Here is a 24,491-nt window from a genome sequence, read left to right on the forward strand (position 1 = left end):
TAAGGTAACGCAAAGGTACGCAGAGTAAGAGTTAAGTTAAAGCTGATTTTTTCTTTGTGTACTTGCGGTTGGTTAATTAGAATTGCTGGACTTGGAGGCGATCGCAAATGGTACGGACACCATCAAAAAATATAACTTTGGCAGAGTTTCTAATTTTACCAGAAACGAAGCCCGCTAGTGAATACATTGATGGTCAAATTATTCAAAAACCTATGGCACAGGGAGAACATAGCACTATTCAAGGTGAACTGATTATTTTTATTAATGCTGTCTTGAAACCCCAAAAAGTTGCACGAGCATATCCAGAACTGCGGTGTACATTTGGTGGCAGATCAATTGCCCCGGATGTAGCGCTATTTACTTGGGATAGAATACCTCGCAAAGAAAATGGCAGGGTAGCAAATTTATTTTCAGCAGCTCCCGATTGGACTATTGAGATTCTATCGCCTGACCAAAGACAAACGAAAGTTACAAAAAATATTTTACATTGCCTGAATTATGAAACACAAATGGGTTGGCTGATTAATCCAGAAGAACAAACGGTGTTTGTGTACATCCGCAATCAACAGCCAATTATGTTGGATGAACTAGAAGCTTTACTCCCTGTGCCAGATTTTGCAAGTGAGTTGAGGCTGACAGTAGGAGATTTGTTGGGTTGGCTGTTAGAGTAAATCCAAGCATGTCAAATCCTGACGAACAGAATGAGAAAATAGACCAAGTGCAACAGATTTTCTGGGTAGGAATCGGTTGTAAACGGGGAACCTCATGGCAATTGATTGATCGGGCAATTGAGCAAGTCTTTCAAGAAAACCAACTTTTTCAAAGTGCGATCGCAGGAATTGCTACTATTGACACTAAAGCTTCAGAAGTTGGTTTACTACAACTTTGTCGCCTACGCAATTTGCCCCTAAAAACCTTTTCTGCCCAAATCCTTCGCTCTGTCTGTGTCCCCAACCCTACCACAATTACCGACCACAAAGTAGGTACACCTAGCGTAGCAGAGGCAGCTGCTATTCTTGCAGCTACTCAACTCACATCGTTGACTGTTTTTTCCTTTACAAGCATAGAGGAATTGCGGGTGAGGTTCTTAGTTCCTAAACGAATTTTCCAGCTACAAGGGCAACCAGGAGCAGTAACCCTAGCTGTTGCCCAAGCTTTAAATATGAGTATTACAATTTACTAATTTTTCTAGTCAACAACTCTCAATAAATAGTTAATTATGCTAGAAACAATTGCTAGCACAATTGAACCTAACAAAGCAGGTAAAAAGCCCTGAATCTCAAAACCATAACCAGGAGTTAGGGCACTTGCCAGCCAAAGGGTTAAGGCGTTGATCACTAATGTAAATAAACCAAAGGTGAGTAAGGTAATCGGAAACGTCAAAATCTGCAAAATTGGCCTAATAAATGCATTAACCAGACCAATCACAAGGGCAGCAATCAAGGCAGTCACAAAATTCTTGATAAAGAATCCCGGAACGATATTAGCAGTAAGAAATAACGCCACCGCACTACCGAGCCAAGTTAATAAAAAGTGTTGCATAAGTTTTTTTAGAGGAATTAGCAGTAAGTTTAATTAATTTGACTATTGCCAGTTGTAATCTATAACACCATCAAGCGTAGTTGTATCTAGCTCCTATGCTGTACTTCTCTTATCCGCTCAAAAGCAATGTAATTTTTCAGCGATCGCATAGAGAGATACTTTCAATCAAGATATCTTTATCGTATTGCAGGATGTACCACGAATTAAATTCATCAAAAATAATATGAGTGGCAAAATTCCTACAGAGGTTTCTCGACTGAGAGAAACCTCTGTACCTAAAAGAGGGTATGTAGCACTAGCAAGTTCCAAATTCATTAAGGGAACTTGCAAAATTGTCCTCTAGTGGGTGGCAACTTTAATCTCAGCCTAACGTTGTTAAGGCGATCGCCGCAAAAGAACCTCCCACGTAGAGCCACCAACTACACCGTCAGCTTCTAATCCATAGCGCTTTTGTGCTGCTTTCACAGCTACTTCAGTTGTCACGCCAAAGTCTCCATCGGCATCGCCTTTCAAGAAACCAAGCTTTTTCAGTTGTTGTTGTAACTTAACAACTTCAGAACCACGTAACCCTATACGCAAAATTGGCAATCCTTCTGAGGTATATTGAATACCAGGGGTTCGGTTAGTAGTTGTGTTTGACTGAGTTGGAGTAGTTGATGTCGTGCGATTCGGCGTTTTCTGTGTCCTTGAAGTTGTAGCTTTTTTTGGGGTAGCAGGTCTTGGCTCAGGGTTGGTCACAGGTTGTGTTGCAGCTTTTTTTGGGGTAGTAGGTCTTGTAGGGCTAGTTGCAACTTGTGTTACAGCTGGTCTTGGGGGATTGGGGCTAGGATTTGCAACGTTGGTAAGGTTGCTAGCCTGGGTTGGAACAGGAAAATTTGTCGCTGAGTTAAATCTTGGCTGGGATGAAGGGACGGTTGATGCTACCGATTCCTTAGGGAAAAGTCGTTGCCAAGTGCTGGCGTCAACAACACCATCTGGATTCAAGCCAGCTGCTTGTTTAAACCGGGAAACAGCACTGGCGGTATTCTCACTATATGTACCATCTACTGCACCAGAATAAAAACCCAAAAGTTTTAGAGCTGCCTGAAGTTCAGACACACGTTCGCCTTGGCTACCAACTTTAAGGGTAGGGCGGTTGATGCTATCTCCAGGATTTACTTGGGCAATTTTTTGTGGTGCGGCTATTGATACTACAGCCGTTGAGGCAATAAGCAGAGGCGTAGTGGAGAACAAGAGTATTTCAATGGCTGATAAAGATTTAGACCTCTTTGGCCACCAACCCTTTTGCCGTTTTTCCATTCTACAGCAATTTACAGTTGGGTCTAGTAATTTTAAGTAACTCAAAATACTTGCTGTCAGGCTGCTTTGCATGGAATTTACTCCCAGAATATTCTCATGCTAATAGTACAGCCGCTTGGTCTAAAAAACAGCTGCATTTACGATGTCTTTGACGGGCGTAGCTGCGGCACATCAAATATGCTTTGCTTCAGACTGGCTCCTTTCTAACCCTTCTCAAAAAGTAGGGAATTAGAATAAGCCTATGCGTAGGCTCCGCCCGTCGTAGACATCGCTCGATTAATTGCTTCTTCTTGACCAACTAAAGACAAGTAAGGTGATTTTAAATATTTAGAAGCTGCGGCGATCGCATCCTTGGCACTCACAGCCGCAATCAATTCTTGGAACTTTGTGTCAAAATCAATTCCTAAGCCCAAAGTTTCATACCAGCCGTATATTTGAGCAATTTGCCCGTTCGTTTGTTTACCCAAGGCGTACTGTCCCAGAATCTTGTTTTTAGCAGCCTGGAGTGCGCTTTCAGATACTTCCTCGGTAGACAATAAATCTACTTCTGTCCGCAGTCCCTCTAAGGCAATACTGGTATTTTCCGGTGCTGTACCCATGTAAACCACGAACGATGCTGGAAATAGCCTTGTGGAGTAAAAGGCGGATACTTCGTAAGCTAAACCGCGTTTTTCCCGCAATTCGACAAACAAGCGACTAGAAAGCCCATTTCCCAGGTAGGTACACAGCAACTTCAGTGGGGCGTAGTCAACAGAACTCACTGATGTTCCCAAATAACCAAGCATCACGATTGATTGTTGTGTTTGTACTGGCTTCAGCTTTACCTGTGGTTCCACCTTAATCTCAGGTAAATTCAGTATTGGCGGTGCTTGGGCTGGCGCTTGCCAATCACCAAAGACTTCTTCTACCAATGCCACTGCATCTGTGGGTGTGACTCTACCAGCAATACTAATTACTAGATTATCTGGACGGAAATAAGTCTGGTGATACTCCACTAAATCCGCACGAGTTAAGTGGCTCATGGTGGTTTCATCTCCCAGCACTGACATAGCATAGGGATGATTTTGGTACATTACCTGCCGCATTTGTTCAAAGGCGACATTGAACGGTTGCTCTTTTTGCGAACGAATATCCTGGAGTGCTAAACGCCGTTCTAGTTCCACTTGAGTTTCGGGAAAAGTAGGCGATCGCAAAATCCGCCCTGCCAATGTTAAAATTTCCCCAAAATCGGATGTTACCGTTTTGAAAGATAGCAAAAAATAATCAGTGCTGGCATCTGCACTCAGACTCGCCCCTACAGACTCGACAATTTCGGCAATTTCCAAACTAGAAAGTCCATCGCATCCCTTTGTCATCACTGCTGACAGTAAATGTGCCAACCCTGCTTGCTCCCGATTTTCGTGACAACTACCGGCCCGCACAAAGATTCGCGCCGCAATGATGTCCGCAGCAGGGTTTTCTGCCACCAGCACGACAATGCCATTGTTCAATGTGGTGCGATGAATAGGCGATTTTTGCAGCAAGGTTGTCATTTGTCCTTTGTCCTTTATCATTTGTCAATAGTTAATATTTATTACTCATTCGCAAATGACTAATGAATAAATATTAACTAACAGGGTTTAAGTACAGTAACCGCATAATTCTGCGGCGAGAGATATTGTTTGGCTAATTTTTGCAATTCTTGGGCATCAAAAGACTGAATCTGCTGGGGATATGTCACAGCTAATTCAGCTTGGGCAATGGTATTGTAATACCCATAAAGCCCCGTAAGCTGATTTGGCGTTTCGGTAGAAAACGCATACTCATTACACAGCAGCCTGCGGGTGCGGGCAAGTTCCTGTTCACTAATTCCTCTAATCTGCAAATCATCTAAATGAGCGCAAATTAAAGACTCAACTTCCTCCAGATTTTCTGGTTCTAACCAGGCAGTAATTGTAAATAAACTTGATTCCCGTTGTAGAGAAAAACTACTGCAAATTCCTTGTACTAATTGTAAATCTTCTCGCAAATCGCGTACTAAACGCGAAGTCCGCCCTTCTGCCAATAACACCGACAACAAATCTAAACCATAACTAGTGCGGATTTCCTCTACTCCAGGTACCAGCCACGCCATTAACAATCGTCCTTGCTCTATGCGTGGTAAACACAGTTCTTGACGGTGAATTCCTGTAATCACTGGCTTTGCCACTTTCTCAAACTGCGGACAATTAGAGCGTTCGGCAAAATCAGCAAATGAACGATTTACCATTTCCCAAGCTGGTTGCTGGGCTATACCCCCGGCAATTACCACTGTCATGTTTTCCGGCTGATAGTGGGCGCGGTGAAAACAGCGCATTGCTTCTGGTGACTGCTGCATCAGTTCTTGCTCAGTACCCAGTATCGAACGTCCGTAAGGGTGATCCGGGTAGATGCTTTGAATCAGAGTTTGGAATCCTATCCAATCGGAATCGTCATGACAAGAGCGAATTTCCTCTAGCACTACGTCCCGTTCGCGGCTAAATTCATCTTCTGGAATTGCCGCATTCAGCAGTAGTTCTCCCAAGTAGGGCAGAGTATCTTTTAAATAAGGGGCAGCTGTAGTGAGTGAATAATGAGCATAATCATAGCTTGTCGCCGCATTACTCACACCACCCTGGTTTTCAACTTTGTAATCGAACATTCCAGGGGGTAGCGTCGCCGTACCTTTAAAAATCATGTGTTCTAAAAAGTGCGCCATGCCGAACCACGGTTCTGGCTCTAGGCTGGCTCCAGCCCGCACCCAAACATCCGCTACTACTACAGGGGTAGTGGGAATCTCTTGATGAATAAACGTTAAACCACTGTCTAGTCGGAAGACCGAGGCTGGAAATAAGTTATTAGTTAGTTGTTTTAACAATTTTTTGTAGCTTTAACCACAATTTCATGCAATTGTGTCATTTTAACTCTGAACGATACCTGATTTAGAATCAAGTTATACAGATTTTGTAGAATTGTGCGATCGCTGTTCTCCATACTACCGAGAAATTGGAAGCGTTATCGATTGAGAGGAAAATCGTTTTACTATACTCCTGTCCCAAGAAGGGATTAATTCTTTTTGCCATCTCAAAATAAGCGAACATACAGCTACAGGTTTCTACTTCTTTAAATCAGAGTAGTAGCCATTAAAAGACTGGAATCTCAATCACAAATTCTGTTCCTTTGCCAAGCACAGAATTGCAACTCAATCGCCCATCATGGGTTTCCTCAATAATTTGACGAGCGATCGCTAATCCCAATCCTGTTCCTTTCCCAACCTCTTTAGTTGTAAACAGGTGATCATAGATCCTTGCTCTAATATCCTCTGGCATTCCTTGGCCGTTATCTCTGATGCGAATTGTTACCGTACGTTGGTCACTGGATACTTCGGTGTGAATCAGTATTTGTTGATGATTGGCTCGCACTTCGGCAAAAGAATGCCCCTCAATGGATGTATCTAAGGCATCAATTGCATTAGCGAGGATATTCATAAATACTTGATTTAGCTGTCCTAAAAAGCACTTTACAGGCGGTAATTTTCCATATTCAGTGATAACTTCAATCGCTGGACGTTTTTCGTTAGCTTTGAGGCGATACTTCAAAATCAACAGCGTACTCTCAATCCCTTCATGGAGGTTACAAGCAACTTTGTCGGCTGTATCGGCTCTAGAGAAGGTGCGGAGACTGATACTAATGTCTTTAATCCGTTCGCTTGCCACCTTCATTGAGCCTACGAGCTTTGGTAAGTCCTCAGTCAAGAATTCTAGGTCAATTTCTTCGCCATGCTCAATGACTGCGATCGCCGGAGTAGGATGATGTTGTTGATAATATTGGATATGGGCAAGTAAGTCTTGAGTATACTCTTCGGCATTGTTGAGGCTGCCTTGGAGAAATCCAATGGGATTATTAATTTCATGTGCCACACCTGCAACTAAATTGCCCAAGGTTGCCATTTTTTCATTTTGCACCACTTGTAATTGAGCTTGCTTGAGTTCTTGTAGCGATCGCTCTAACTCTTGTCCATAATTCTGAGATTCTTGATAAAGACGAGCATTTTCTAGACAGATGGCTGCTTGGGCGCATAGCAGTTGGACAACTTCTAAGCGATCGTTTGTAAATGCGCCAATCGTCAACTTATTTTCTAGATATAGTAACCCGATTAATTGGCCCTGATGCAAAATCGGCGTACACAACACACTTTTGGGTTGTTGCTGCATGAAATATTGATCGGTAATAAAATCGTTTTTCGTTGTCGCATCATTCAGCACAACAGTTTTTAAGCTGTGTTTGACATAGTTGATTAATGCGATCGGAATGGTTTGGCTGCTTGACAATGGTACAAATACCAAAGTCACCCCTTCATTGATGGTAGCTACGGCTTTAACCACTAAGTTATCCTGTTGGAGTACAATTAAAGCAGCTTTTTTCGCTCCAGCATTTTCCATCACCACTTGCAATAGGGTAGTGAGCAATTGCTCTAATTGAATTTCACTGGAGATAACTTGTGAGACTTTAAAAATGGTGGCAAAATCGAGGGATTCGGAAATACTGCTGTTAGAAAGGTTCGTTTGGATGGTTTGATCTAGGAATGATGAGCCATCGACGGTTGAACTCAGTTGAAAGCGATGATGCTGCCCTTGTAAAATGGGAGCAAGAAGTTGAGGATAGCGTTTTTCTAAATCCTCAGTTTTGGCTTTAGCGCCCCAACGAGCATAACAGTAATAAGCTTCTTGCATATAAACTTGGGCGATTTTTTCTTTGCCCCAGTCGAGGTAGAACTTGGCAGCTAGTTCATTGCTCAGGGCTTCTTCTTGGATGTATTCGTTTTCTTTAGCAACAGAAATGGCGCGATCGTATAGTTCCATCGCTGCCATCTTTTCGCCTAAAACCCGATGGCGTTCTGCTTCCACCAAATCAAATTTGTGCTGGAAATTCATCGGTGCAAATTTAGCTTGAAACTGCAATTTTTCTTGGTTTTCGCCAACCTTCAAGAGTAATTGCTTTTGTTGAGACGGTTCAGCCGTTGGATAGACAGCAAGCCGAGATAAGGAATCGTAGTAGTAGAAGACAGGCACAGATAGCATTCCTACCACACCGTTGAGGTATTGCTCTCCCTGATTTGCATTTTCAACTGCCGCCGGAAATTTCTCAAATAGATAACTGAGTATTAACTTACTTAGAAAAATTATATGGAGTGTAAATTCGTCGTTTTCTTTGATAAGCGCAGATAATAGTTGTTCTCCTTGACAATCTTCACCAATAAGGTACTCTGGATTATCGCTATATTCGGTTAGATTTTTAATTGTTTGACAGACTATATTCGACCAATTTAATAAGCGCTGATTTTTGGTAAAATTAGACTCATAGGCTTTGATATCTGCTAGCAATATTTCCAAAAATTCTGTACCACTTAAATAGACATAGAAGAACTTGAAAATCATCGATGTAAGCACATGAAAAAAATCGCCTGTCTCTAATCCAATATTATGGGATTCCTGTAATAAACTAATTGAGATACGAACATGTTGTTTATTATATTGATTTAATGCAGCTACCTTAAATATAGTCATGCTTCGAACAGATTTTGCTTGAAATCTATCTACAAGCATTAAAGCTAGCTTACCAAATTCGTAGCCTGAATCCAGTTGATTAGAAGCATTAAGTACAATTCCAAAATCTGCATAACCTGGTGCAGAAAGTGGTGCATTGCCGTATTTAAGAGATAAATTCACTTCCTCGCAAGCAAGAATTGGAAACAGATACGAGCAATCTTGGTGGATGGCGGGAGCAATGCTAGCCATAATCCGCAAAGCAATCAAAGCTTTGGTATCATCCATCAATGGCAAATCAACTAAGCTCTCAATACTTCTGCCTCCTAATGTGGAGAGCGTGTTTAATACATATTGCTGAATGTCTGAAGGTGTTACTGATTCAGGTAATGTTACCCCAAGTTGAGCGAGAAGTTCACGCCCAGTTGCGATCGCTTTGAATGGTTGATGCCGCACCTGATCAGCTTGGAGTTGAACTTCATAAACTTTTATTCTATCCAGTAAGGTGGTTGTTTGTTGGATGACAACCTGGATAAAAGATTCCATTTGCTCAAATTCATTGTTGAGAAAGGCAGCTTCGGCGGCTTCTTCGTGTAAATTTAGAGTCAGTTCGTAGGCAATTTCCCAACTATTAATCGTCAACAACTGCATTCCATAATTGAGGTAATGAATTGCTGCACCATAAGCAGTAGCTTCTTTCGCTTTTCGACCGGCATTCAAATTTAACTGAGCTAATTGTTGACGTTCAATTGGCTGGGTGATTAGCGCTATTCCAGAATTTAACTGACTGATAATCTCAAAAAGTCGCTCCTCTTGCTGAGATTCAGAGGTATTTTGCAAAAGTAATTGACCAATTTGAAGATGAGTCAATTGTTTCTGCTCATCTGGAATTAGCGAATAGGCAGCTTGTTGGACGCGATCGTGTAAAAATTTGTAGATAGGGACTTGGAAATTGGAATTGAAGGGGTTTGAGTCAGAATTATGCCCACTATCTTGAAAGAATTTATAAACTTCACTAGTAGGTAAAACTAACCCTTCTTGTAAAGCTTTCCATAAAGATGCTGCGGTTTCGGTTTCAGATTGTTTAGAAACAATTGCTAAAGTTAGCAAATCAAAAGAGTTGCCAATGCACGCAGCTAATTTCAAGATATTTTGCGTTTCTGCTGGCAACTTCTGCAACTGTAGCGCTACGAACTCTACCACATCATCGGTGAGAGCAAGTGCTTTTACAGCAGCAATATCACATTGCCAATACCTTTGCTCAAAATTAAAAATAATCAATCTATCTTCATACAACGCTTTAAGGAATTGCGTTGCAAAGAATGGATTACCTTGAGTTTTTTGATAGACGAGTTGCGTTAAGGGTTGGGCAATTTTGCCTGAACAACTCAAGGTGTCAACTACCAATTGATTTAAACTGGCTTGAGTTAACGGAGCTAAAGTAATGTTGTGAATTGTGGCATTGGCTTTGCGAATATCCGCTAAAGTCAACATCAATGGATGGGCGGTAGAGACTTCATTATCTCGATAAGCTCCAATTAAAAGTAAAGATCCACTTCCTGACTCACTCATCAACAACTGCATCAATTTGAGTGATGCAGAATCAGCCCACTGCAAATCATCGAGGAAAATTACTAATGGATGTTCTTTTGTAGTGAATACCTGAATAAAGTTTTGGAAGAGTAAATTGAAGCGATTCTGGGCTGCACTTGGTGAAAGTTCTGTTGCAGGTAGTTGTTGACCAATAATTTGTTCTAGTTCGGGAATTACCTCAAGAATAGCTTGCCCCTGATCACCCAGTACTTGTAAAATTTTATTTTTCCAACTTGACAATTCGACATCACTTTGGTTCAGCAATTGCCCCATAAAGTCTCGAAATGCCTGCACAAAAGCTGAGAAGGGAATATTACGATTAAATTGGTCAAATTTGCCTTTGATGAAGTAGCCCCGCTGCCGGACAATGGGTTTGTGAACCTCGTTAACCAAAACAGTTTTACCAATACCAGAAAAACCAGCTATTAACATCAGTTCCGTCTGATTGTTGGTAACGCGGTCAAAAGCTTTTAGCAGAGTTTCAACTTCATGCTCACGACCATAGAGTTTTTCTGGGATAATGAAGCGATCGCACATATCCCGTTGGGCAATTGGGAAACTTGCAATTTTCCCTGTTTCCTTGAGTTGAGCTAAACAATTTTCTAAATCATATTTCAGTCCGAATGCACTCTGATAGCGGTCTTCGGCATTTTTCGCCATCAATTTTATCACAATATCTGAAATCACTTGCGGAATTTCTTCTTCCCTGCTGCCTCTTAATTGTTCTGGTTTTTTTGCAATATGACAATGTACCAATTCCATCGGATCGTGCGATTTAAAAGGTAATTGCCCTGTTAGTAATTCGTAAAAAGTTACACCTAGAGAATAAAAATCAGTCCGGTAGTCAATTCCCCGATTCATTCGTCCAGTTTGCTCTGGAGACAAATAACCAAGTGTCCCTTCTAGCACATTAGGACTCATCAAGATTTGAGTTTCTCGTGGTAACAGAGATGCAATACTAAAGTCAATTAACTTAACTTCTTTAGTTTCTGGATTAATTAAAACATTGGCAGGTTTAATATCTTTGTGAATGATCCGATTACGAATTAGAATATCTAATGCATTACACAAAGCGATCGCTAAAAGTAAAAACTCAATCAGAGCTTGTGATGTTCCCCCCATCCCCCCATTCTCTCCTCTGGCTTGCCACTGGTTGAGAGAAATTCCCCCAAAGTCTTCCATCACTAACGCATAGCCATTCTGATAGGGTTCCAGGTTATAGGTTTGGATGATTCCAGGTAGATTCAAATTTTTGGCGATGGTGAACTGATTACGAAACTGTACCAATTCACTGAAGCTGGGATAAACAGTTTTCATCAGCTTAATCACCACAGATTTTTGGTCAGTTTCTCGATCAGCGCGATAAACTAAGGTTCGAGAACCGTTGTAGAGTTCTTTGCTAATATGATATCCGGGAATGCTGACCATAATACGGCTTAATCTTTGAGACCTCAGTATCTAGGTTTCCCAAAAATATGGCAATATTTATTGTCAGTTCGCTCATGAAATGACAAAAGTAATACTAATTTAAATAATTAAAGCTCCCAAATTCTAATTGATTTTGGGAGCTAATAATTTTAAGTTCACCGCGACGCCGTTTTACCTAAGTTTATGACCTGGGTTTATCCAGGTGGGAACCTAAATTCCTCGTTTAAAGTTTCCGGGTACATGCCCGGTCTACTGCCACGAGAACAGTTGACTCCCTTGTCATTAAAGGCATAGATCAAAAAACTTGATGGCAGTCACCAACGTCGTAGTGCAACTCACTCATTATAGCTTTCAAAAAGATGTTGTGTGTCAACATCGAAATTTTCTGAAAAATTTATCTGGGATACCAGATAGATTCTATGGTGTGGGCGAGCGCAGTTGCCGATTCTCTATTTTGGTTATCCAGCAAAACGGTGACATGTCCTAACTTTCGCCCAGGACGTGATTCTGTCTTCCCATACCAATGAACATGCGCCTGGGGAATCTCTGCTATTTGTTGACGCTGGCTTTGGTAGTCGCTGTGAGAATTTTCATACCCCAGTAAATTTACCATCACAGCGCCAGCACACTGCAAAGCCGGATTTCCCAAAGGTAAACCACAAACGGCTCGAAGATGCTGCTCAAACTGAGAAGTTTCGCAGGCGTCAAGGGAAAAATGCCCAGAATTGTGGGTACGGGGCGCAATTTCATTTACTAGGATTTTGCCATCAGCGGTGAGAAATAGCTCAATTCCAAAAATTCCCACTACTTCTAGGCTATTTAATAGAGTATGTGCGATCGCTTGGATTTCTACTACTTGATTGGGCATAATCTCGGCTGGCGCAATCACCCGCCGACACACTTGTTGTTCTTGTTGGGTTTCTACCACTGGATAAGTGACAATTTCTCCCTCCACAGAACGAGCTGCAATTACTGCTAGTTCTCTTTCAAAAGGGATAAATTCTTCTAACAAGAAAAGTGGTAGATTTAAAGTTTTTGTTGTGGTTTCAAAACTTAGCTTTTGTTCTAAAGTAGCAAAATCCGGAATTATGAAAGTACCTTGGCCGTCATAACCGTGGCGTCGGGATTTGAGGACTGCTGGGAAACCCAAATATTCTATTTTCGATTTGAGATTTTCTACCTCGTTAAGGGCGAAAAATTGAGGAACTGGCAATCCCAAATCGCTTAAATAGCAGCGTTGATGATATTTATCTAAAAGAGGAGCTAAAGCTTCTAATTTGGGACGGAAACAAACACCTTGCTGTGCTAAAAGAAATAAAGCTTGCAGGTTAACAAATTCGTTTTCAAAGGTGATGACATCGCATTTTTGAGCTAATATCTCTGTCGCACTTGCGTCATCTACTGCGGCGAAAACAGTTTCCTGAGCAATAGACACGGCCGGGTCGTGTTCACTAGGAGTTTGTATTACTAATTCTACTCCTAGCTTCTGTGCTGCATCCGCCATCATCCAGGCAAGTTGTCCGCCACCAATTACACCAACACGTTTCATTGACATCCTAGAGAATCACGAGTTTGCACGCCTGTTTTGGAATTCACACCACTGGCTTTTGTACATAATTCTTTGATTTGTGCCCTATCCAAAATTGCATCAGTAAAATCTGCACCGTCTATATTCACATCATTAAAGATGGCACGCAGCAAAAGAGCTTCTTTGAAAACTGCATCGCTCAAATCTGCCTTTGTCAAGTTTACCTGATCAACCATTGCATTAGTTAAATCCGCTCCGTGGAGATTTGCTTTTGTCATCACCGAAGCGCTCATGACTGCTCCCCGCAAGTCAGCGTTTGCAAAGTTAGCCAGTTCCATATTGGCGTTAGAAAACTCCGCAGCTTGCAAACTGTCACCAGAAAAATCACGTCTTGATAACTCTGCATTGCTAAATGACAGTGGATGAGTCCAATCTACCGCCAGTGCGGGATCAGCCACGCACCATATAATAATTCCTAGAAGGAACGCCAACCCTTGCCGCCAAAACATATCGAGAGCCAATTTGGTGTCTAATTGCTGCATTTAATTACCGCATTTAAATATTAGCAAGATATGAGTCATCTTAATTGAGACTCATATCTTGCTACTGGACTTGGGGATGTGTATTTCCCTTGCTTAATATTTTGTAACGCAAAAAGGACATAGGCATAGCCCGTCGTAGACATCGCTGCTCATCTTGAGCAAAATTATCCCTGGCACTCAATATATCAAGAAATTTATTACTAAATACTGATGCAAATAATTAAACATAAGTAGTTTTTAATACTAAATGAATTTGAGTATAACCTATCTCTGTTGATGAAGGTAAAAATTGAAATTTCTAATTCTAAAGGAATGATTTAGCCTAGAAAGCGATGTCTAGGACAGACTATGGCTACACTTGTTCATTTGTTCACAGTTCTTCATTTTTAGATTTTAATTTTAGGTTATAAAGAGTTTTATTAAGCAGTAATACTCACCGACTTGTTTATAATTCTTGACTTCCAACTTTTCAAGTAAAGTTTATTGTCTTTTAAAGTAAACAAACCGTATCGACTGCTAATCTTTTAATTAATGAAAGCAGGGTTTGAGCATTAATTATGTGTCTCTCAACTGCTTAACAAAGCTTAAAAATTGGATGATTAGCTTTTATTTTATAGCAATTAATTAGTTCTTCAGGAATCTCAAAAAGTTTATCTTCACCAAGTACACAACTTCCACAAACCGAACTCCGAAACCCGATGATGAATCATTACTCACTTCAATGGATTGAGGCATGGTGCCAAGAAAATGGCTGGACAGATTTATTTGTCGAGCGACGTAACAACTTCTGGGCTTTCCCTCCGGGTGGGGTAATGCCAGAACCAATCCCAGTTAATGTTCTCAAATTGATTAAAGCTGAAAAGGGATTGACTTTTGAAGAACGATTGTGGTCGATATCCGCAGTAATTGGCACAATCCTAGCTGTTCTTTTTACCTTTTGGTTTCAGTCGCCGATGCCATTAGTTTTAGCTTTCGCTTTTAACGCGGTTACGGTGGCTCAATTTGAACTTGAAGATGCCTAAATTCTTATTTTGGTCTTTGTTATTAAAAACTGCTCTTGTCTACTTTCAGCAAGAGCAGTTTTTAATTTCAGAAAAAGAGGCGAAATCACCACAGTTTCAATGAAAGATTATTAGTTACTAATTATCGATTGACCATGGCGTTTTAGTAGATAGTTAACCAATGCAGCTTTTAAAATTCTGATTCTTTGTTAACGCACAGATGCGTAGCAGTAGCATTAGCAAGTACGAGCATCACCCGAAGGGCTTGCTGTTAGGCATCGCAGCAGAAAACCCCATCAACAAGCATTAAAGGAATTTTGTTCGTTGGCTGCTCACGTAGTATTAGCATTTGACAAGCACATTAGTCACATTACTGCGAAACTGCACCATCGCTTCACTCGCACCAAAATGTGTTGCAATCTGAGGTAACAGCATCTTTCGTTGTGTTGCCCATAATAAACCACGTTTGGGAATTTGAAGGCATCCCCCCAAATAAGTTGCTTCATCTTCGTTGTTTTGTTTACGTTTTGGTAGTCCGGTTACAGGATCAAAGCCAACAGGGTGATGATCCAGCAACACATGAGCTATTTCATGCATCAGATTTGATTCATACCGTGCAGGTGCATGACGGGGGTTGTATACAATCCAGAGGGGGCGATCGCTTATAATCGCTCCTGACCACCCATCGCTAGCAAGTAATACTGCTACTTGCTCTGGCTCTAAATGTGGAAGCTGATCAGGTGTAAAAAGTGTTGCTTTTAGCTTGGCTGCTAGAGTGTCTGCGAGTAACGGTTCAAACGATCGCACTCGAAGTAAGCTTCGTTGTTCGGTGGCGATCGCTTCACAGCGTTGCCTAACTTCCGGCGATAGACTTTGAATTAATGACATATCTTTAAGGATCTTGCTTCAATTCGCCATTATTTTGAGATAGATCGCGGTACGCTGCTTTGACTAAGGATGCTAAAGCATTGGCGATCGCTGGATCAAGATTTTTATCAGCCCGTAATTGAATAGCGATCGCTTCAGGCGTATTTAGTTGAGCCTCATCTGTAATTTAAGATAACTTAGCCGCTGGCACTTATAGCCATAAGATATAACTTAACTAGTATCTAGCTAAACTTTCAAAATCATCAATTTCATTTGCTGGCTTGAGGTAAATTGCACATTCTCTAACAACATCATCTAAACTAGCATCATTTTGTTTACACCATTTTTTTATGCAAGCATAGCTAAGTTCTTCAATTTCATCAGCATTGACAAGGGCACGCTCAGTATTTTTTTCACATCGAAGCCAATCAAGTAATTGATTCCGTGATATGTTCCGCAAGCTTTTTAATTTAGGTTCAAAAACAGCCCATTTGTATTCATTTTCGTATTTAAACAAGACATAAATCAAAATTGTTCGCCCAGAATAAATTTTTGCACTAATAATATCATCACGAATCTTTCGGGCGTAGTCGCGGTTACTATACAGCTTAGATGCATGGTGATAATATGGCGATATCTTGTCATCAACTAAAGCCTCTAAATCAAGTACACCTGATTGAATTGTTACTTTGGATGCATTGTTAAAAAAGTTAACTTCTTCTTGTTCATTTGTAGATAGAACAGGAAGCTCCATAATTTCTTGAGATTGACTGTGGCGATTTGCCAGGTTACTATAACGTTTTGCAATGCCTAAATCTCGTAAAGGATCACCTTCTAGCGGTGGAACAAAAGTGTAAAGCTCTACAGTACGTGGTTCAATCCAAGGTCTTAGAACACGACCTGCTCTTTGTGTAGGCTCAATTGCTGTCCAAGCTAGATCGTAATTGATAACTACAGGTGCATCTTGTAAATTAATGCCAACACCATGAGCATCAGTTGAAATAAAAACATCGTAAGTCTCTTCGTACTTTCCTTCGGCTCTGTTTGCGACTGGGGCAAACTTTTTAATTGCTTGTAAAATCTCTCGATCACTTTTAGGTACGTATTGACTTTTTCCTTCCTTACTTGTGCGCTTCATTGTGCCAAATATTCTCATATAGGGAAGTAAAGCATTAACGGCTCTCACCAAATAGACTACTGTTGCACGACGTTCACAAAAAATGATAACTTTTTTATTATTAGAGTGAACTTCTTGGAGAAAGCTACATAGAGATGCAAGCTTATGATCATCAGTAAACTGCATTTGGTTTAATCGACTTAGGAGCGGCTCTAATATTTCACGGCGCTGAAATTGAGACATTTCAAACTCAAAATCATATGACAAGTTTCGCTTGCCTGGGGTGTTTATAACCTTTTTGATAATTTCACGAAGTGCCCACGGTGAGCTGACCCAGGCAACTTCTGCTTGCGTTTCTATAAACTTGCGTGACTCTGGAGGATCTATAACATTAAAGCAACCATCCCTAAAAACTTGAGAGATTTCACTTTCCATGAATAAATGGAAATTAACTCGATATAACTTGACAAGCGGAATATATCGTTTTTGCTGTCCAAACTCAATTAATACGCCATTCTCTAGCTTCTGTCCATACTGTTGTGCAACATAAGGTGTAGTTAATTGAGATACAACAGGCAAGTTAATAAATCCTTTTATACTATCTGTATGCCAATTGAAATTTTTCTTGTTTTGTTTATCCGACAAAGTTTCAATTTCCGCAGTGTGAGGTAGAAGCAGAAGTTGGTGATTAAGATTCCTAATATCTTTAGAGTAAGGTGAGCCAGTGAGAAGTAAGACTTTACAGCCACTTTCTTGAATTCGTGAAATCAATCTTTGGAATGAGCGCCTTCTAGGTCCTTCTGCACTATCGTGGCAATTTCTGAATAGATGGCATTCATCAATAATAATGAGCCATTGCTTATTTATTTTTTCTTCTATTTCGATAAAGTGTTCAAGATTACAATCATCGCTTGGATCTTCTTTATCTAAAGCTTGACAGCCAATATAAGTCTGAGGGATACCTGCATCAATAAATTCAGATTCCCATTGCCTTTTTACTAATTTGGGGCCAATAATCAATATATGTAGAATTTTATCTGCTCTAAAAAGTGTCAGGGCGATATGAGTAGCAACAACGGTCTTTCCAAGGCCTGTTGAGGCAACCAACATAACTCCGTTGTGATCGCTTATTTTCTGTAAAGCCTCAGCAATCATTGCTCTTTGATAATTCGTTGGCGGTGTATACCTGTTATCAAGTTCTACATCCTCAAAAGCAAGTAAGGTTTTGAGGTAAATATCCCACGGAGAAGCAAGTTTCAACCAATCTTCAAGAGCTTTAAGTAGTCTCTCAGTTAAATCTACTGCTTCAGCAAAATATTCGTCAAATTTCTTGGCAAGTTTTACAATTTCCTTCTTGCGACTCAGTGGATTACCAGCTTCAACCTGTTGCATTAAGCCATGTTTCGTTAAATTGGCTGAAGTAATGATGACAACTTTACAGTCAACAAAGTAAAGTTTTGCATGATGTTTCTTAGCGCGTGCATCAACAATCCGAAATTGACCCGTCCGAATTTTATCAACTAAATCTGCTACAGCTTGACGGCGATTACCTGGTGATGATCCTGTTGCTAAATCTTTCTTGATTTCTTGGATTAGAAGGCGCTGTGCGTGTCTTTCGTCTTGTCTTTGAGTTCGTTAATTCCAACCAACAGATCAACATACTTTCCTTTTACAACATCTCGAATCTGATCCCAGCCGTTTACAGTAAAATAGCCAGATGCAATACGTATTTTTGATTGGCACTTTGGGAAGTAGTATTGAATTTGTTCATAGATTGTCTTGGAATCAAACCAGGATCTTGGCGGAGAATCAGTCATAACTCAATGCTTATATAAAGATGGCTTAGGTTCAAGCCAGATTAGATAATAGTACATTTAAACTATTAAAAATAATACATCTGAACTAAATTTAGTTAATTATGTTACTTTTTACCAGTTATTAACGAATTTTAGTAGTTCTAATTTGCAGACTATTGCTGGAAAGTTCTACTTTTGAGATTCGCCTGTTTTCACGTTGCTAATCCGCAAGGTGTTTTGATGCCAGAACAGGAGGCGAGAGATGCGATCGCTCAAAGCCACTTCAAATTTCTTCCGCAATTCAAGCAAAAGAATAAACCACTCCGCATTTCTGGTAGCCCTGAACGGCAGAAAATGGGATTGTTTCAGGAAATAGCGCGATCGCTCGTTGGTAGTAACGGTACAGGTCATCTAGGGCAAGAACTCAGGGAATTAAAACATCTTGGTGAAGAAGTTCTCTTATCTAATCGCAAGAAAAAGGTCTGGATACCATATCGACAGTTAAACAATGGATTGCTTGCCTGTGCATCAACATTGACACATGGTTTTGAATACTTTGATACAGGCGATTATCGAGCATTAGCTGTGGGGACGGTTGAAAATCCGTTGCGAGTTCCAACTCCTGAGCAAATACATGAGTTAGTGATTATTTGGGCGCAAGAGTGGACAAAGCAATTGGATGGTAAGGGGAAAAAGGATCAGGTGAATAGTGTTTGCGATCGCTTCCTTGAAAATATGGCCATAATTCCTACTAATTGGAATTGGCAACCTATTACTCCAAAAACGCTCATTCAAATTTTTATTCTGTGGCGCGAACGAGATACTTGTGATGTAACTTACCAGACATTGCGTGATGCTTTCCTGCTCAATGAAGGAGAAGATTTTCCAGAGCATGTCAAAGTATCATCTGTATGGATTAACGATCCAAATCTTTTGAAACCCCTTGACACAGCCGGACTTACACTTAAAGATCGTCAGGAGTTTGATAACCAAATCCGCAAGCAGCATCAAATAAAACTCGATGCATGGCGTAACTTTTTAAAACATGAGGTTACTGCTTTAATTGACCCTACTACTAAGCCTTACTGTTTTGCAATTATTGAAATTGGACAAACGAAGAAGAAGGGAGTTCATCCCAAACAAAGCATCTATAGAGTAGTTCGTGAAGCTTGTGTGTTAGAAAAAATCGGTTCCCAAATGGTGCAAACAGTTATAAGACCAAAATCATCTGCCAAAGAAGATGAAAGCACAGATACATCGCAATCTTACAGCAAGAAGACAGAAGGACGTATTCTAAGTGCTGTACTGGATGTAACCCTACGCCAAGTTGGAGTACTCTATGGACTGCCCTCAGAAGTCTATGAACGGGCAGGGATACCAAAGGAAATCACCCAAAACCTAGATGTAATTGCCCTTTGTCGCCGAAAAGCTACTCAAGGACAAGATAATATTCACTATGCCTTGGCTGTTCGTCTGCGGGCAACTGGTGCAGTCGATGTGTTATTTCCCGATCGCAACAATTGGATTTCTTATGCACAGGCGGGGATTGAACTGGGACAGATTTTCTCACGGGTACGGTGCGATCGCAATTACAAAACAGTTCAGTTAAAGGGAATAGAGCTTGCAAAGTTTGCGGCTGATGTACTAACGCAAGTGGGCGATTGTCCTACTATTGCCTTAATTGAAGCTGATGTATGGCGTAACGAGCGTGGTGAAGAAAACGGAGGCCAAGCTTGGTTCCAATTAAAAAATGAATATCTCCTTGCAAAACGGAATATCTTAGACTTCCAACACGTTCCAGGTCATGCTTGTGTATATCCTCGTGACCATAACCAACTTAGGAACCTGCTGGGAATAATTCGCTTCCGCACTGGTGACGAAACAACTCAATACATCACCAATCGACAAGCTTGGGATAAGAATTCTCTAGCACGAGATTTAATTCACTTAAGTGGTTTTTATGATAGCTCTGTACCTGAGTTGCTCCATTACTTCTCTATTGGAAGATTACCGAAAACACAAAAAGCCCAAGATACCTCAACAGCACGCGAACTCTATATGCTCGATTCTCAAGATGATGAATACGGTGTAAATATTGCATTCAAGCACCAGCAGATGTTAGAAATGCTTCCCTTTTTCATTCGTTCTGATTTCCAAAAAACAGAAGAAAGCCTAAAGTCACTTTGCCGAGTGCCACACTACTTACGAATCTCACCAGCGTGGTCTATGGGTAATATTCATTCACCATATCCAATGCATTTAGGCAAACAACTAATAAAAGATCAGTTATGCATCCTTGGTGTGGAAGTCTGAATCAATGTTTCTCATGTATGAGGAAAAAAGTACTCACCAATCAGCACTTTTAACTCAGCTTTAATAACTTCAGGGTAAATTTAGCCTCAAGACTCAGTATTTTAGGTGTAAAACTTGTATTTAAATATATTTACTCTTATAAACTTGTGATCAACATTTACTGAATGCTACCTTCTACAAGGTGACACAGGATTTGGAGTGTTTTTTTTAACCATGAAGCGCAGACACAAAGTAGCTTATAGTTTAACATCGCTGATCAGTCTCAATTTAATATCTAGCTTAATTGCATTTGATGGGGCGATGGCTGCGCCAACGCCAAAGGCGAACGCCACACCACCGAGAACCCCAGATAAAAGTGTCGATTGCGAGATTTTAGTTGTGGGTGGTGGACTATCTGGCGTCGCCACAGCTTACGAGGGGTTGCTAGCAGGACGAACGGTTTGTCTGACGGAAATTACTGACTGGCTGGGAGGACAAATTTCTGCTCAAGGGACATCTGCGTTAGACGAACGCCCAACCCAGCGAGCTCTCAAATTCTATTCTCGCGGCTACCTAGATTTGCGAAACCGGATTGAGCGCAAATACGGTAAACTTAACCCTGGTGACTGCTGGGTAAGTGAATCTTGTTTTCTTCCCCGCGATGCTCACACTATTTTGACCCAGATGCTTAAAGATGCCGAAAAGCGGGGCAAAGGGAAGTTGCAATGGTTTCCCAACACAGTAATTAAGGATTTGGAAATCGCTCCTGATGGCAAAATAATTAATAGTGCGATCGCTATTCAACATCAACCACCAAAAGGCGCACCACCTCTCAATACTTTTACTTTATCTCAAAGTATTGAAGATTCTTATAGCTACGAAAACTCATCTCGGTTTACTAAAACTATTCTCCGTTTTATCCCCAAGGCAGGTAACGGGGATGCTCCTAAGTGGTACGTCGTAGACACCAGCGAAACTGGAGAAATTATCGCCCTTGCTGATGTCCCCTACCGATTAGGCATTGATGCCCGTTCCTACCTGGAACCTTCTGCTTCCAGCACCAACAATGATCCATATTGCCCTCAAGGCTTTACCTACACCTTTGCAATGGAGGCAACCAAGGAACCGCAACCGCAGACGATGCCCCCATTTTATTCACAATACGCGCCATATTTCAGCTATGAATTAACGCGACTGGCTAACTTTGATTTGGTTTTCACCTATCGGCGCATTTGGAGTCCAAACAAAGGGAAACCAGAAAAATTTGGCGGTATAAATTTTACTGCTCCTATACCAGGGGATATCGCCATGCAAAACTGGACTTGGGGTAACGACTACCGCCCAGGAACTGCTGCTGATAACCTGATTTACAGTCGCCAACAGTTAGAAGCTACTGGGCAGTTAAAACCAGGGGGCTGGATGGGAGGACTGCGAACAGAAACCCTCCGCAAAGCTGAGGAAAATGCCCTATCTTTCTATTACTGGTTGGTAGCTGGGACTACAGATTCTCAACTCGGTGAGGGTGTTAAGCAGCAGCAACCCAATAACCGCTTTGTTTCGGGTTTAAATTCCCCGATGGGGACAGTGCATGGCTTATCGAAATATCCCTATATGCGAGAAGGACGCCGCATTATTGGCCGGCCCAGTTGGGGACAACCCGAAGGCTTTGGTATTTGGGAAATTGATATTTCTCGCCGAAATTATAATGATGAGTATTACCCCAAGACTCTGCCAGCAGATATGTATCGTAGACTACGAGCAGCACTTGCGGGTTTGGAAGCAGTATCAGTAATTGATGGTAAAGTCCCACCAGACAAAGCAATGCGGCGGACTCGTTCTACCGTCTTTCCCGATGCTGTGGGTATTGGTCACTACGCTATAGATTTCCATCCTTGCATGGTGAATAGTCCCCCGGAAGCCCCTGGTAATACAGAACATCCAGGTGAAAGACGTGGTGCAGGCCAAGCTTATCCCTTCCAAATTGCTCTAAGGGCAATGATTCCCCAGAAAATTGACAATTTGCTGGTAGGAGGCAAAAGTATTGCTACTAGTCATATTGCCGCTGCTGCCTATCGAGTCCATTCCTTTGAATGGTCAGCTGGCGCAGCTGCGGGAACTGTTGCTAGTTTTGCGCTCAAAAATGCGATCGCACCTTACCAACTAGTCGATGACTTACCCAAACAAGAGCCACAACTGGAAGCACTCAAACGGCTTTTGCAACAAAATGGTAACCCGACAGCCTTCCCCGATACATCTATTTTTAACGAAAACTGGGATAATTGGCGGTAGAGCATTGGACATTGGGTATCAGGCATTGGGGACTGAATTCTTTCCAATCCCCAATTCCTTACTCTAAACTCTCAACTTTCAACTCCAAACTCCAAACTCCTCAGTCCCCAGACAATGGACTAAACTAGTTATTTGTAGTCTAGTTTTGTAAAATTATCTTGACCAATTGTTCTATGGTTACGACACTTTCAGCAGATGTTTACGGGATGGCCACAGCACCAACTATAGCTCCTGAACGGTCTAATCAAGTTACCCGTAAGACTTATCCGAATTACAAAGTGATTGTATTAAATGATGATTTTAATACATTCCAACATGTGAGTGAATGTTTGATGAAATATATTCCGGGGATGAGTGGCGATCGCGCGTGGGATCTGACTAATCAGGTACACTATGAAGGTCAAGCGATCGTCTGGGTCGGTCCCCAAGAACCTGCGGAACTTTATCATCAGCAGCTGCGCCGAGCAGGTTTGACAATGGCACCTCTAGAAGCAGCTTAATTATCATGGGCAAACCCACCGTAGATCCCCTTCAGACGGCTTCGCAAAAAGCTGGCAGACTGGTTTGGAATCACTCCACACACCTTTCTGGTCTGATCCCAATTTTAGAACGTCTTTGTCAGATGGATGGCATCCAAACGGTGACACCGGGAGTAATTGGGCGGTCAAGAGGTCATTGTCCAAAAATGCAACTGCGGATTTCAGTACCAATCCGTGGGGGCTATAAAGTAATCGCACGCCAGGGAAAGACGGTACAAGAGGTGTTTATTTTGACTCCTTTGGCGCAGTCAGAATTGGAAACGGCATTAGCGATCGCAATGAAATCTTAATCATGTCATTTGTCATTTGTGCAAAGCTAATGACCAATGCCCAATCCCCAATAACTATTCCTCAACCCGGTGGACGGCAAATTTGTGTAGTGGCAGACTAACAATGCAAGAAAATGTTAAGAAATATGACAGAGCCGTAGTTATTCTCAAAGTCATGAGTATAGATTCCCAGTCGGGTAAAACTATCTTCTCTATGCCAAAGGCTACACAGTAAACTAGCCAATAAGTAAAACTCATTCTAAACAGAATCCGCTCTGTTTCTTCTATATCATTTTTTTGCTGCTTGCCGTCCCACAGTAATACCAATCCAATAATGCAAGCTACAAAGGAAACAGCAACTACAAATTCGTGACAAAATATATTTAACGAATGCATTTGTGTTTATCCCCACATTTTTCAGTTGAAATTCAGTCTAAAGGAATATTCCTTGCAGAAATACAAATTATTTACAAACCTCAATAGAGTCATGCATCTGTAAATAAATGCAACAAAAATCGTTTTTTTGCAAATCTTATTTTTAATGATAATTAAATATTTTTGTTAAGCAGGCGATCGCACATTGAAGCAGAAAATATAGCAGCAGCCAAGGTGATTAGGACATTAACAGATGATAAAACTTAGACACAAAAAGCCTTTTCACCCAGTCCCCAGTCCCTTGCTATATCAATTCTGCGGTTCAACAAGCGATCGCGCTGTTAACAATTCCAGAGCTTCTAATCCGGTTATAGTACAATACGGTTCAGTTAAGGCTCAAAGTCATGTAAATTAGGCATTGTTCCCAAAAATGGAAATTAAGTGTGGTGCATCTGAGGGATTTTTCATTGG

19 protein-coding genes and 1 other RNA gene are annotated in these 24,491 nt (G+C 41.2%); 8 read left to right on the plus strand and 12 right to left on the minus strand.

The genetic code is table 11. The features are described 5' to 3' along the window. The first annotated feature begins 107 nt into the window (after positions 1-107). Together V7K35_RS28115 and V7K35_RS28120 are read left to right on the plus strand one after the other, a co-directional pair. Positions 108-671 carry a Uma2 family endonuclease gene (locus tag V7K35_RS28115; protein ID WP_335083571.1) on the plus strand — a complete coding sequence of 188 codons (564 nt, stop codon included), beginning with the start codon at positions 108-110 and terminating at the stop codon, positions 669-671. Positions 672-679: 8 nt separating this feature from the next. Beyond that, complete coding sequence (locus tag V7K35_RS28120) at positions 680-1,183, plus strand: cobalamin biosynthesis protein (protein ID WP_335083572.1); 504 nt, start codon at positions 680-682, stop codon at positions 1,181-1,183. A gap of 5 nt (positions 1,184-1,188) precedes the next feature. Here V7K35_RS28120 and V7K35_RS28125 read toward each other — a convergent pair whose 3' ends face one another. The 8 genes from V7K35_RS28125 to V7K35_RS28160 all read right to left on the minus strand — a co-directional run bounded on the left by V7K35_RS28125 (position 1,189) and on the right by V7K35_RS28160 (position 13,442). Continuing rightward, positions 1,189-1,542, minus strand: coding sequence for a phage holin family protein (locus V7K35_RS28125; protein ID WP_334796563.1), 354 nt, complete (start codon positions 1,540-1,542; stop codon positions 1,189-1,191). Positions 1,543-1,917: 375 nt separating this feature from the next. Next, on the minus strand, positions 1,918-2,913 hold the full coding sequence (locus V7K35_RS28130) for a peptidoglycan-binding domain-containing protein (RefSeq protein ID WP_335083574.1): 996 nt from the start codon (positions 2,911-2,913) through the stop codon (positions 1,918-1,920). A 167-nt stretch (positions 2,914-3,080) separates the two neighbouring features. Then, a complete protein-coding gene (locus V7K35_RS28135) occupies positions 3,081-4,373 on the minus strand; it encodes a M16 family metallopeptidase (RefSeq protein ID WP_335083576.1) in 1,293 nt (430 codons plus the stop codon). A 77-nt stretch (positions 4,374-4,450) separates the two neighbouring features. Next, positions 4,451-5,716 carry a M16 family metallopeptidase gene (locus tag V7K35_RS28140; RefSeq protein WP_335083578.1) on the minus strand — a complete coding sequence of 422 codons (1,266 nt, stop codon included), beginning with the start codon at positions 5,714-5,716 and terminating at the stop codon, positions 4,451-4,453. A gap of 265 nt (positions 5,717-5,981) precedes the next feature. Continuing rightward, positions 5,982-11,405: a trifunctional serine/threonine-protein kinase/ATP-binding protein/sensor histidine kinase gene (locus tag V7K35_RS28145; protein ID WP_335083580.1), complete on the minus strand. Its 5,424-nt coding sequence runs from the start codon at positions 11,403-11,405 to the stop codon at positions 5,982-5,984. A 151-nt stretch (positions 11,406-11,556) separates the two neighbouring features. After that, positions 11,557-11,740: non-coding RNA, 6S RNA (gene ssrS / locus V7K35_RS28150), on the minus strand. A gap of 59 nt (positions 11,741-11,799) precedes the next feature. Further along, positions 11,800-12,954: a 5-(carboxyamino)imidazole ribonucleotide synthase gene (locus V7K35_RS28155; protein WP_335083582.1), complete on the minus strand. Its 1,155-nt coding sequence runs from the start codon at positions 12,952-12,954 to the stop codon at positions 11,800-11,802. Continuing rightward, positions 12,951-13,442 (minus strand): pentapeptide repeat-containing protein, encoded by a 492-nt coding sequence (locus V7K35_RS28160; protein ID WP_335083605.1) that lies wholly within the window; start codon positions 13,440-13,442, stop codon positions 12,951-12,953. The genes V7K35_RS28155 and V7K35_RS28160 overlap by 4 nt, the downstream gene beginning before the upstream one ends. Positions 13,443-14,173: 731 nt before the next feature. On the opposite strand from V7K35_RS28160, the gene V7K35_RS28165 reads away from it, so the two are divergent. Continuing rightward, positions 14,174-14,497, plus strand: a complete 324-nt coding sequence (locus V7K35_RS28165; RefSeq protein WP_335083584.1) for a hypothetical protein — start codon at positions 14,174-14,176, stop codon at positions 14,495-14,497. Positions 14,498-14,818: 321 nt separating this feature from the next. Here V7K35_RS28165 and V7K35_RS28170 read toward each other — a convergent pair whose 3' ends face one another. The 3 genes from V7K35_RS28170 to V7K35_RS28180 all read right to left on the minus strand — a co-directional run bounded on the left by V7K35_RS28170 (position 14,819) and on the right by V7K35_RS28180 (position 18,277). Further along, complete coding sequence (locus tag V7K35_RS28170; RefSeq protein ID WP_335083586.1) at positions 14,819-15,364, minus strand: ImmA/IrrE family metallo-endopeptidase; 546 nt, start codon at positions 15,362-15,364, stop codon at positions 14,819-14,821. Positions 15,365-15,578: 214 nt separating this feature from the next. Further along, positions 15,579-18,053, minus strand: coding sequence for a helicase-related protein (locus V7K35_RS28175; RefSeq protein ID WP_335083607.1), 2,475 nt, complete (start codon positions 18,051-18,053; stop codon positions 15,579-15,581). Further along, a complete protein-coding gene (locus V7K35_RS28180; RefSeq protein ID WP_335083588.1) occupies positions 18,053-18,277 on the minus strand; it encodes a hypothetical protein in 225 nt (74 codons plus the stop codon). The genes V7K35_RS28175 and V7K35_RS28180 overlap by 1 nt, the downstream gene beginning before the upstream one ends. Positions 18,278-18,451: 174 nt before the next feature. On the opposite strand from V7K35_RS28180, the gene V7K35_RS28185 reads away from it, so the two are divergent. The 4 genes from V7K35_RS28185 to V7K35_RS28200 all read left to right on the plus strand — a co-directional run bounded on the left by V7K35_RS28185 (position 18,452) and on the right by V7K35_RS28200 (position 23,666). Then, on the plus strand, positions 18,452-20,569 hold the full coding sequence (locus tag V7K35_RS28185; RefSeq protein WP_335083590.1) for an RNaseH domain-containing protein: 2,118 nt from the start codon (positions 18,452-18,454) through the stop codon (positions 20,567-20,569). A gap of 213 nt (positions 20,570-20,782) precedes the next feature. After that, complete coding sequence (locus tag V7K35_RS28190) at positions 20,783-22,837, plus strand: FAD-dependent oxidoreductase (protein WP_335083592.1); 2,055 nt, start codon at positions 20,783-20,785, stop codon at positions 22,835-22,837. 173 nt (positions 22,838-23,010) lie between these two features. Continuing rightward, a complete protein-coding gene (gene clpS, locus V7K35_RS28195) occupies positions 23,011-23,337 on the plus strand; it encodes an ATP-dependent Clp protease adapter ClpS (RefSeq protein ID WP_298907537.1) in 327 nt (108 codons plus the stop codon). A 5-nt stretch (positions 23,338-23,342) separates the two neighbouring features. Further along, positions 23,343-23,666 carry a DUF2103 domain-containing protein gene (locus tag V7K35_RS28200; RefSeq protein ID WP_335083594.1) on the plus strand — a complete coding sequence of 108 codons (324 nt, stop codon included), beginning with the start codon at positions 23,343-23,345 and terminating at the stop codon, positions 23,664-23,666. Between the two features lie 54 nt (positions 23,667-23,720). Here the strand turns inward: V7K35_RS28200 and V7K35_RS28205 are convergent, their stop codons facing one another. Continuing rightward, positions 23,721-24,041 (minus strand): hypothetical protein, encoded by a 321-nt coding sequence (locus V7K35_RS28205; RefSeq protein ID WP_335083596.1) that lies wholly within the window; start codon positions 24,039-24,041, stop codon positions 23,721-23,723. A gap of 232 nt (positions 24,042-24,273) precedes the next feature. On the opposite strand from V7K35_RS28205, the gene V7K35_RS28210 reads away from it, so the two are divergent. Further along, positions 24,274-24,435, plus strand: a complete 162-nt coding sequence (locus V7K35_RS28210) for a hypothetical protein (RefSeq protein WP_335083597.1) — start codon at positions 24,274-24,276, stop codon at positions 24,433-24,435. Positions 24,436-24,491 lie beyond the last annotated feature (56 nt).

Origin of the sequence: Nostoc sp. (assembly GCF_036917275.1) — a bacterium.
Classification (GTDB): Bacteria; Cyanobacteriota; Cyanobacteriia; order Cyanobacteriales; family Nostocaceae; genus Nostoc.

Bases quoted from the DNA above. Each gene is read 5' to 3' on its own strand.
- V7K35_RS28190 (WP_335083592.1), top strand. From the start codon at position 20,783: ATGAAGCGCAGACACAAAGTAGCTTATAGTTTAACATCGCTGATCAGT.
- V7K35_RS28205 (WP_335083596.1), bottom strand. From the start codon at position 24,041: ATGCATTCGTTAAATATATTTTGTCACGAATTTGTAGTTGCTGTTTCC.
- V7K35_RS28210 (WP_335083597.1), top strand. From the start codon at position 24,274: ATGATAAAACTTAGACACAAAAAGCCTTTTCACCCAGTCCCCAGTCCC.
- V7K35_RS28165 (WP_335083584.1), top strand. From the start codon at position 14,174: ATGATGAATCATTACTCACTTCAATGGATTGAGGCATGGTGCCAAGAA.
- V7K35_RS28145 (WP_335083580.1), bottom strand. From the start codon at position 11,405: ATGGTCAGCATTCCCGGATATCATATTAGCAAAGAACTCTACAACGGT.
- V7K35_RS28120 (WP_335083572.1), top strand. From the start codon at position 680: ATGTCAAATCCTGACGAACAGAATGAGAAAATAGACCAAGTGCAACAG.
- V7K35_RS28115 (WP_335083571.1), top strand. From the start codon at position 108: ATGGTACGGACACCATCAAAAAATATAACTTTGGCAGAGTTTCTAATT.
- V7K35_RS28170 (WP_335083586.1), bottom strand. From the start codon at position 15,364: ATGTCATTAATTCAAAGTCTATCGCCGGAAGTTAGGCAACGCTGTGAA.
- V7K35_RS28130 (WP_335083574.1), bottom strand. From the start codon at position 2,913: ATGCAAAGCAGCCTGACAGCAAGTATTTTGAGTTACTTAAAATTACTA.
- V7K35_RS28155 (WP_335083582.1), bottom strand. From the start codon at position 12,954: ATGAAACGTGTTGGTGTAATTGGTGGCGGACAACTTGCCTGGATGATG.
- clpS (WP_298907537.1), top strand. From the start codon at position 23,011: ATGGTTACGACACTTTCAGCAGATGTTTACGGGATGGCCACAGCACCA.
- V7K35_RS28160 (WP_335083605.1), bottom strand. From the start codon at position 13,442: ATGTTTTGGCGGCAAGGGTTGGCGTTCCTTCTAGGAATTATTATATGG.
- V7K35_RS28125 (WP_334796563.1), bottom strand. From the start codon at position 1,542: ATGCAACACTTTTTATTAACTTGGCTCGGTAGTGCGGTGGCGTTATTT.
- V7K35_RS28180 (WP_335083588.1), bottom strand. From the start codon at position 18,277: ATGACTGATTCTCCGCCAAGATCCTGGTTTGATTCCAAGACAATCTAT.
- V7K35_RS28135 (WP_335083576.1), bottom strand. From the start codon at position 4,373: ATGACAACCTTGCTGCAAAAATCGCCTATTCATCGCACCACATTGAAC.
- V7K35_RS28200 (WP_335083594.1), top strand. From the start codon at position 23,343: ATGGGCAAACCCACCGTAGATCCCCTTCAGACGGCTTCGCAAAAAGCT.